Source organism: Candidatus Methanoperedens nitratireducens (genome assembly GCF_900196725.1).
Lineage (GTDB): Archaea > Halobacteriota > Methanosarcinia > Methanosarcinales > Methanoperedenaceae > Methanoperedens > Methanoperedens nitroreducens_A.
In genome coordinates this window covers 1-8,000 of sequence record NZ_FZMP01000237.1, presented here as the reverse complement: position 1 = coordinate 8,000, position 8,000 = coordinate 1, and the positions used below count along the sequence as shown (strand labels likewise).

General features: G+C 42.5%; 10 protein-coding genes. 7 read left to right on the top strand and 3 right to left on the bottom strand.

Going from position 1 to position 8,000, the window contains the following annotated elements:
* Positions 1 to 23 precede the first annotated feature (23 nt).
* Positions 24 to 341, bottom strand: a complete 318-nt coding sequence (locus MNV_RS17845) for a hypothetical protein (protein WP_096207294.1) — start codon at positions 339 to 341, stop codon at positions 24 to 26.
* Between the two features lie 255 nt (positions 342 to 596).
* On the opposite strand from MNV_RS17845, the gene MNV_RS17840 reads away from it, so the two are divergent.
* The 3 genes from MNV_RS17840 to MNV_RS17830 all read left to right on the top strand — a co-directional run bounded on the left by MNV_RS17840 (position 597) and on the right by MNV_RS17830 (position 4,142).
* Positions 597 to 848, top strand: a complete 252-nt coding sequence (locus tag MNV_RS17840; protein ID WP_096207293.1) for a hypothetical protein — start codon at positions 597 to 599, stop codon at positions 846 to 848.
* A gap of 90 nt (positions 849 to 938) precedes the next feature.
* On the top strand, positions 939 to 2,093 hold the full coding sequence (locus MNV_RS17835; protein ID WP_218838062.1) for an alpha/beta fold hydrolase: 1,155 nt from the start codon (positions 939 to 941) through the stop codon (positions 2,091 to 2,093).
* 3 nt (positions 2,094 to 2,096) lie between these two features.
* On the top strand, positions 2,097 to 4,142 hold the full coding sequence (locus MNV_RS17830; protein ID WP_096207292.1) for an acetate--CoA ligase family protein: 2,046 nt from the start codon (positions 2,097 to 2,099) through the stop codon (positions 4,140 to 4,142).
* A gap of 54 nt (positions 4,143 to 4,196) precedes the next feature.
* On the opposite strand, the gene MNV_RS17825 is transcribed toward MNV_RS17830, so the two are convergent.
* Positions 4,197 to 4,355 (bottom strand): rubredoxin, encoded by a 159-nt coding sequence (locus MNV_RS17825; RefSeq protein ID WP_096207291.1) that lies wholly within the window; start codon positions 4,353 to 4,355, stop codon positions 4,197 to 4,199.
* Between the two features lie 91 nt (positions 4,356 to 4,446).
* Positions 4,447 to 5,097, bottom strand: a complete 651-nt coding sequence (npdG, locus tag MNV_RS17820) for an NADPH-dependent F420 reductase (RefSeq protein ID WP_096207290.1) — start codon at positions 5,095 to 5,097, stop codon at positions 4,447 to 4,449.
* A gap of 271 nt (positions 5,098 to 5,368) precedes the next feature.
* Between npdG and MNV_RS17815 the strand changes: the two genes are divergently transcribed.
* The 4 genes from MNV_RS17815 (at position 5,369) to MNV_RS20925 (ending at position 7,756) form a co-directional block, all read left to right on the top strand.
* Positions 5,369 to 6,379 (top strand): NAD(P)/FAD-dependent oxidoreductase, encoded by a 1,011-nt coding sequence (locus MNV_RS17815; RefSeq protein ID WP_096207289.1) that lies wholly within the window; start codon positions 5,369 to 5,371, stop codon positions 6,377 to 6,379.
* Positions 6,380 to 6,398: 19 nt separating this feature from the next.
* The gene (locus tag MNV_RS17810; RefSeq protein ID WP_096207288.1) at positions 6,399 to 6,779 is read left to right on the top strand and encodes a class I SAM-dependent methyltransferase; all 381 of its coding nucleotides are present in this window, start codon (positions 6,399 to 6,401) and stop codon (positions 6,777 to 6,779) included.
* A 220-nt stretch (positions 6,780 to 6,999) separates the two neighbouring features.
* On the top strand, positions 7,000 to 7,593 hold the full coding sequence (locus tag MNV_RS20930; protein ID WP_257000108.1) for a site-2 protease family protein: 594 nt from the start codon (positions 7,000 to 7,002) through the stop codon (positions 7,591 to 7,593).
* Positions 7,580 to 7,756 (top strand): hypothetical protein, encoded by a 177-nt coding sequence (locus MNV_RS20925; protein ID WP_257000107.1) that lies wholly within the window; start codon positions 7,580 to 7,582, stop codon positions 7,754 to 7,756. Before MNV_RS20930 ends, MNV_RS20925 begins: the two co-directional genes overlap by 14 nt.
* Positions 7,757 to 8,000: the final 244 nt, after the last annotated feature.

Here is an 8,000-nt window from a genome sequence, read left to right as displayed (position 1 = left end):
TAAGAAAATGCGTTTATACTTTCCTATTCGTGGACAAAAGTTCGATCTACCCTATCAGGCTTCTTGCGTGATGTACCTTTATGCCCAATCGGCGGACCACGCTTTTTAGGTTCAGGTTTGGAAACATTGTTTAAACTCTCACTTTGTTCTTTCTTTGGAGGCTTAAAGCCAAAGAGAATAAGCCTGAGTTTTTGGTTCTCCTCTTTTAAACGCTGAATCTCTTCTTCCAGCTTTTTGATCCGCTCACTTAAAAGCTCCTGATGTTTATCGAGTTCTTTATTTTCTTCACTGAGAACTCTGTTCTTTTCTCTCAAAGAGAGAAGTTCCTCGTTTAAGTCCATTTGTAAAATTGTAATGTCTGTGTATGTGCTTTTTGGAGTTAAAACTTAGTAAAGAGGCAAATCATTAGGAGCTAAAAAAACCTGTGTAGGTACATAATTAATAACTTTATCATGCTTTACCGCCTGGTATCCCATCTATTTGGTGAGCTCCACTCCTAAATACTTAGTAGACTTATTTTCCTAAATAATTTCTGGTTAAACATCAACCACAAGATATTAATAACCTCCAATTAGTAATAAGAATAGGTGATCGGGATGGCAGCAAAGTTGGATGAACTGGCGCTGGGGTATGCATCGGCAATCATTTCAGCATTAATTATGCTTCTGCTGGGTATACTGGGGAATATAGGGATTTATACGGGTGCAGCTATGGTGATGCAGGAGCTGCACATGTTTTATTCGCTGAGTGTTACGGGTATAATTGCTGGCATGATTGAAGCTGCAATAATAGGATTTATTTTTGCTTATTTATTTGGATATGTTTACAATAGATTTGGCAAATCTTAGCATAACACTCTCCCCCCAACCACAGACGCCAACTTGAAAAGCTTTATATGGGGAGTGATGAAGTATATACTAGGAGGAGTGAAGTAGTGTATGAGAAGCGACAGGAGAGCTAGTGACCCTTTTAAATCCCCTGAAGACACGAATCCATTATTATGGCCGTCTGTGTTCATTAGCGACTATATGAAGAAAAATGCGAAAGTTGTAGAAGAGACTTTGGAAACCCTTCGCGATAATCTCGAATTTTTAAAAGTATTTGAAAAGACGCAGATCGAAAAGCCGGAGCCGACATGGACAACAAAAAACAGCATGATAATGGATTTAAACACGTTGAAACTCAGGGATTTCTCTAGAGGAGGCGATGGTATCCCCATGATAATCATACCCCCTTATGCTGGCCATACTTCCACAATAGTCGATTTTAACACTAAACAGAGCCTTATTGAGCTGCTCCTGGAGAACGGATTAGAGAAGGTATACTCGATGGACTGGAAGAGCGCAACCGAAGAGATGAGGTATTACGACATAGACAATTATCTGAGCGAATTAGATATCTGTGTCGATGAGTCAGGCGGGCGGGTCAATCTTGCCGGGATGTGCCAGGGCGGATGGCTGGGAGCCATGTATGCTGCAAGGTTTCCGGACAAGGTAAATACCCTTGTTCTTGGAGGGGCTCCTATAGATACTGATGTCGGGGATGGTACCATTATGAAATATGCTCATAAGTTACCTCTAGAATTCTTTGAGGGACTTGTGTCGGTAGGAGGAGGTGTTCTGAAAGGCGATTTCATGCTTGACGGCTTTAAAAGCCTTCACCCCGATGAGCAGTACTTCGGCAAGTATGTGGCGCTCTATAAGCGCATCAATAACCTGGAATACGTTAAGAGGTTTGAACTCTTTGAAAGGTGGTATGAGTATACCATTGACCTCCCAGGAAAATTGTACCTTCAGGTGGTAAAAGAACTCTTCAAGGAAAACAAATTTTTTAAAGGGGAATTTGTCGGGCTCGGGAAGAAACTGGATCTGGGCAATATAAAGTGCCCTGTATACCTGTTAGCCGGAGAGAGGGATGATATAACTCCTAAAGAACAGGTATTCAATGCTGAGGAGCGTCTTGGAACCGATAAGAGCAAGATTGTAAAGGACATCGCTAACGGCGGTCACATAGGACTATTTATGGGCTCAATACCTCTCAGGGATAACTGGCCGAAGATTATTGAATGGATAAAAATGCATTCAGCCGGGTAAGCTATGTCAAGAAGGATGTTAAGCGAGGCTGAAGGATATGACCTGCTGGAGAGATATGGAATTCCTGTTCCTGAGTATAAAATTGTAAATAATGCTGATGAGGCTATAAGGATTGCAGAGAAAATCGGCTATCCTGTTGTGGCAAAAATAGTCTCTCCGCAGGTAGTTCATAAAAGCGATGTAGGCGGGGTTATAACCGGAATAAAAAATAAGGAGGAAGTGGAAAACGCATTTGAAACTATAATGCAGAATGTGAGAAAAAAAGCTCCCGACGTTGATATAAGCGGTATAATTATTGAAAAGGAGATGCCTTCTGGATTGGAACTGATAATAGGAGGAAAAACAGACTCTTCTTTCGGAAAGGTCATTACTTTTGGGCTTGGCGGAAAACTGGTTGAACTTTTGAAGGACGTTTCATTGAGGGTGCTTCCGATTGAGATGGATGAAATAGAAAAAATGATACGAGAGATTAAGGGATACGTTTTAATAAAGGGCTATAGAGGCGAACCACCTCGAGATGAAAAGGTGTTGGTTGAAACTATTGATAAGGTCTCTAAACTGTTTTATGAAAGCAACAAATTGATTGAATTTGACATCAATCCATTGATGCTATATGAAAAAGGGGTATGCGCTGTTGATGCAAGAATTTATGAAACCGATGAAATGATTCTGCCTGGGGAAATAATAGAAAAGGAGATCTCCTCCAGGATTTTTTACCCCGAATCTATTGCCGTTATTGGTGCCTCATCCGACCCCGATAAAGTCGGCTATGCGGTTTTTAGAAATCTACTGGATTTTCCTGGTGAATTATATGCTGTAAACCCAAAAAGAAAAGAGATACTTGGGCACGAAGTTTATCCATCTCTGGCATCCATTCCCGGCGGAGTTGATCTTGCGGTTATAACCATTCCGGCACCCATCGTTCCTGAAGTTATGGAAGAAGCCGGTAAAAAGGGCGTCAAATTGGCGGTTGTTATATCCGCGGGTTTTAAGGAAACGGGGGAAGAGGGAAGAATTCTTGAAAATAAGGTTTTACGGATTGCACAAAGATACGGCATCCGGATGATAGGTCCGAACTGTCTCGGAATCATTCTGCCGCATAAAAAGATTAACGCCACATTTGATCCAGCATCTCCAAAACCCGGTCGCCTGGCGTTCATTTCACAGAGCGGCGCTACTATTACCACAGTAGTGGACAGGAGCCTGCAGGAAGATTTTGGTTTTTCTGCAATCATAAGTGTGGGCAATCAGGCAGATATTGGGTTTGATGAATTCCTGAAATTTGTGTCAGATGATGCTGATACTAAAAGTATAATTCTTTATATAGAGGAAATAAAAAATGGCAGGGCGTTTATGAAGGTTATCGGTGAGGTTGCTGAGAAAAAACCTGTTGTAGCATTAAAATCCGGGGCGTCAAAGAGAGGTCAAAAAGCAGCATCATCTCATACAGGTGCACTGGCAGGGAGCTATGAGGTGTATATGGCTGCATTCAAGCAGGCAAAAGTCATTACTGCAAATTCCCTAAAAGAGGCATTCCAGGTAGGCGAACTGCTGGCTTCGGAAGATCATCTTAAAGGAAATAGAGCAATTATTATAACCAATGCCGGAGGCTTTTCAGTTCTCGCTTCAGATTACGCAGAGAGGTACGGCATTGAAGTTATAGACCTTCCTAAAAAATTGATTGAAGAGCTCAGCTCTTTTCTGACACCGGAATGGAGCCATGAGAATCCAATGGATCTTGTTGGAGATGCCCGGGCAGACAGATATGCACGTGTTTTTGACTTGATGATTCGCAACCAGGATATGTGGGATGTCGCATTCGTCGTTGCAGTGCCTTCGGCTGTTTTAGATGCAAGGCACCTCGCCAAAGAGGTTGTAAGATTTTCGAACCATACCCAAAAAATGATAGTCGGGTGCCTACTTGGAGGTAACAGTATGAAGGGTGGTGTACTTGTCCTGAGAGAGGCTTCTATACCAAATTTCCCAGAGCTTGAAGAAGCTTTTAAGACTGTCGGAATGCATTGGAAATGTAAAAAAGTTTACGATTAGCAAACTTAAGATTGAGCTTTCGGATAGTATTCAACCAATAAATCTGTCCTATTTCTATATTTTTTTAAACATATCTTTTCCACAAACCCTGCACGAAGGACATATCCAGTCATCCGGTATATCTTCAAAAGCAGTTCCGGGCTTGATTTCCGGAGGCTCCCCTTTATCTGTATCGTAGATATAGTTGCAGATACTACATTGATATTTTGCCATTTACCCACCTCTTTTAAGGAAGCGCTTAATTAATAACAGAACTCCCTATAGCTAATTATTTTTAATAAATCAAAAAGCTATCGCATTAGGATTAAACGAATTTTACGCCAAGGTCGGATAGACCGTTTCTGGTAGCCATATTTATCAGAAACGGTGTCAGAGATTCAATCATGCGGGATTCGCTTAGATGCCCGCCATCCAGCGGTCTCACTCTACGTATTTCCCGCGTCAGTTCAGTTACAACATGCTTTGCATCAACATCATCACCACAGATAACCACGTCGCCTTCTATTTCTAAATCAAGGTTGCATAACTTTCGATAGGATAGGTTATGGTATGCTGATACCACTTTTACCTCTGGAATAAGGTGCTGGATATGGAGAGCAGCACAGCCCTCCTCTGGAGGGGTGTACTCAAACCATTTGTTCTTTTTCATGGGTACAATTAGAGAAATGACTATCTGGTTCTTTAAAACCGGGCGCAGGCATTCGATAAGCTCGAATGCCGCCTCATAAGGGACAGAGAGTACGGCAACATCAGCTTTCTCCACCGCCTCTTTATTACTGGCTCCGTCAATGCGGCACTCTATGCCCCGGTCCGTAAGCTGGCAGGAATAGCCGCATGCAGCATTTTTTGCCTTATCTACATCCCGCGAGCCTACATAAATCTCGTGACGCAGTGCCCATCTGCAAGCCAATCCTTCACCGATTCTGCCTGTACCGCCCAAGATAGCTATTTTCATAGAGCTATAATATAATTTCAACCAATTTATTTCTTTAGGGTGTCTTTATCTTATATATAGAATTAAGCACAGGAGGAGTGGCATTTGCAGGTTCCTCTTGTGATTTTCTTTATTTTTGTTATCTTCAATGCATTCACCTCACCGGATTAATGATCTTAACTCCTTAATTCCCTTTTGGTTTAATTTATGCAAATTTTATCAGTATTTTTGTTGAAAATTCAATCGCAAGTCACTTATAGGAAAATGTCTCAGTTTGAACAGGCAAAATAGCATGGAAAAGTATGACACGGTTATCGTAGGCGCAGGTCCGGCTGGACTCAGGGCTGCACGGGTATTATCCGAAGCCGGAAGAGATACACTGGTATTGGAGAAAAACAGGACAATCGGACAAACAATATGCGCAGGCGGTCTAACCGTCAGGGATATGGACTTTGTTCCAAAAAATATCGTTGATGCTGAATTTAATTACATGCTTCTGCATACAGCAAAAGGATCATACGATGTGGACCTGGGTAGCCATCCTGTGTTTACGGTGGACAGGGAAAAACTCGGGCAGTGGATGGCGAAAGAGGCGCAAAAAGCAGGCACAGAGATCAGGACAGCAAGCCGCGTTGGTGCTGTTAATGGAGATCATATCATCGCGAACGACGAAAAAATAGGTTTTGATCATATAGTAGGTGCTGACGGTTCTAACTCGATTGTCAGGAGATCCCTGGATATATCTGTTGATAAGACTGTAATAGGGATCCAGTATATTAGTAAAACACTGAGAAATGACCTGGAGGTCTATGTAGACGACTTTAAAAATGTTCTTAAGTACGGCTGGATATTTCCACACAGGGGCTTTACATCAATAGGGGTGGGAGGGCGGACTAGAAAAGGTGCACTAATGAGACGCAGTCTTGATGAGTTGTGCGATAAGCTCTCCATTGAAAAAACAAGGTTCGAAGCTGCACGTATTAACATTGATTATAAGGGATTTGTTTTTGAGGACAGGTTCTTAGCCGGCGATGCAGCTGGTATTGCGTCAGGACTGACCGGGGAAGGGATATACCAGGCTATTTTATCCGGCGAGGAGGTTGCAAAAGTAATCCTGGACAAAGATTATACCTGTCCCGGGATTAAACATCTATTAAAAATAAAAAACCGCCAAGAAAGCATTCTGCGCATCTTCGGCATGAACCGGTACATACCTCATATTGTTTTTAATAATGCTGTGCCTTTTCTTTTGAAGAAGAGGAGTTTATGCAGAATGATTAACGATAAATACAATCTGGTGTAAAAAATGAGGCGGAGATCATATGGATAAACTAAATACAAAAGTTGTTGTCACCTGCACATGGGCGCTCGAAACATTGAAAGAGCCCAAAAAGACGGTAGCGGAGTTTCTGCGGGTGATAAACGAAGACGGCTGCGTAATCTATGCTTTCCACAGCTTGCCCACTGATATAACCGGGCGGCTTTACTCATATCTCATGGAGCGACTGCTGAAGAAAGAATTCGAACTCCGCTTCCTCACCCCAAAGGAACGCCCGTTCCATAAGTGCGGCAGGTCAAGCATAGCCAGTTTTGCCGGCGGACTTGCTACGGTCGTAGTTCTCAGGAAATGCTGCAATGTAAACGATGAGACTGCGCCATGCCTGATCGGCGAGGAAAAGATACCTGATAGTCACACTCATTAGGCAGGATTTGGAATATTAGTATGATGAATCCCAATCAAGAGTCTTCAGTTGTTGATGAACTGGAGGAAAAAATCAGCCCTGTTTTCTCTATCTATGAAATCCAGCAAGCCGGGGATACGATATATTTCTTTGGATACCAAGAGATGACGGAAAAGTAATAAATCGAAAACTATGGACTATTTTTGCTGAGAAAGGGTATCGGTATTCAATTAAATATGAGTTGGGGGAATATATACTGATAGCTTCTCCATTTAAAGCCGCAGGGGAACGGATATGGATAAATATTGTGCTGGCTCTTGCTACTTTTTTTACCACAATGGTGATGGGTTCGCTCCTTTTCGGTGCAGATCCGATCAGTAATCCCTCTGAAGTCTTAAAAGGTATCCCGTTCACTATCGCAATTATGACCGTACTGGGAGCCCATGAAGCTGGGCATTACATTGTCGCGAGAAAACACGGTATGCGTACATCATTACCGTATTTTATCCCGTTCCCAAGCCTGATAGGTACAATGGGTGCAGTAATAAAGCATCGCGGGCCTATACCTAACGGGAAAGCTCTCTTTGACGTTGGAGTATCAGGTCCACTTATTGGTCTCTTTGTATCCATTGTAATTACTGCTATTAGTCTCCTTCAACGCCCCATCCAGGTAACAGGAGGGGAGGCTCAAATCCATCTGGCTCTTCCGCCTCTGTTTGAACTCATAACATATTTCATACCTCTGAATGAGGCAGCACCTCTGCATCCGGTAGCATTTGCAGGCTGGGTGAATGCTTATAACAGCCTTGAATCTCATTCCTGTGGGACAGCTTGACGGCGGGCATGTCCTTCGCGCAATGGTGGGTGAGAAAGTGTCCCGTTTATCAATAGTTTTGCCGCTTCCGGTCATCCCAAGCCGATTAATGATGATGTTCCTCTGGACAGAGGAAGGATGGCTCTTGGGATTATTGCTTTTGTTCTTGGGCTGCTCAGTATAACACTTGTTCCTATTCAGGTACGATAGAGGCTATATTTGTAATGTTTCTGATGGTTATGGTTTTACAAATATTTCTTGCAGAAGTCAATCTGTTATTTATGTTCGACAACGTCTCCCGATTCGCTTAATAAACCTGAGTAGATACCAGGATTCTAGTGGACTGTTTGATAAGTAATTTCCGATATTCAACTAATAAATCGATTCATCCATCTCCGAAGGTCAGTCCTTGTCCAAGACCATGAGAT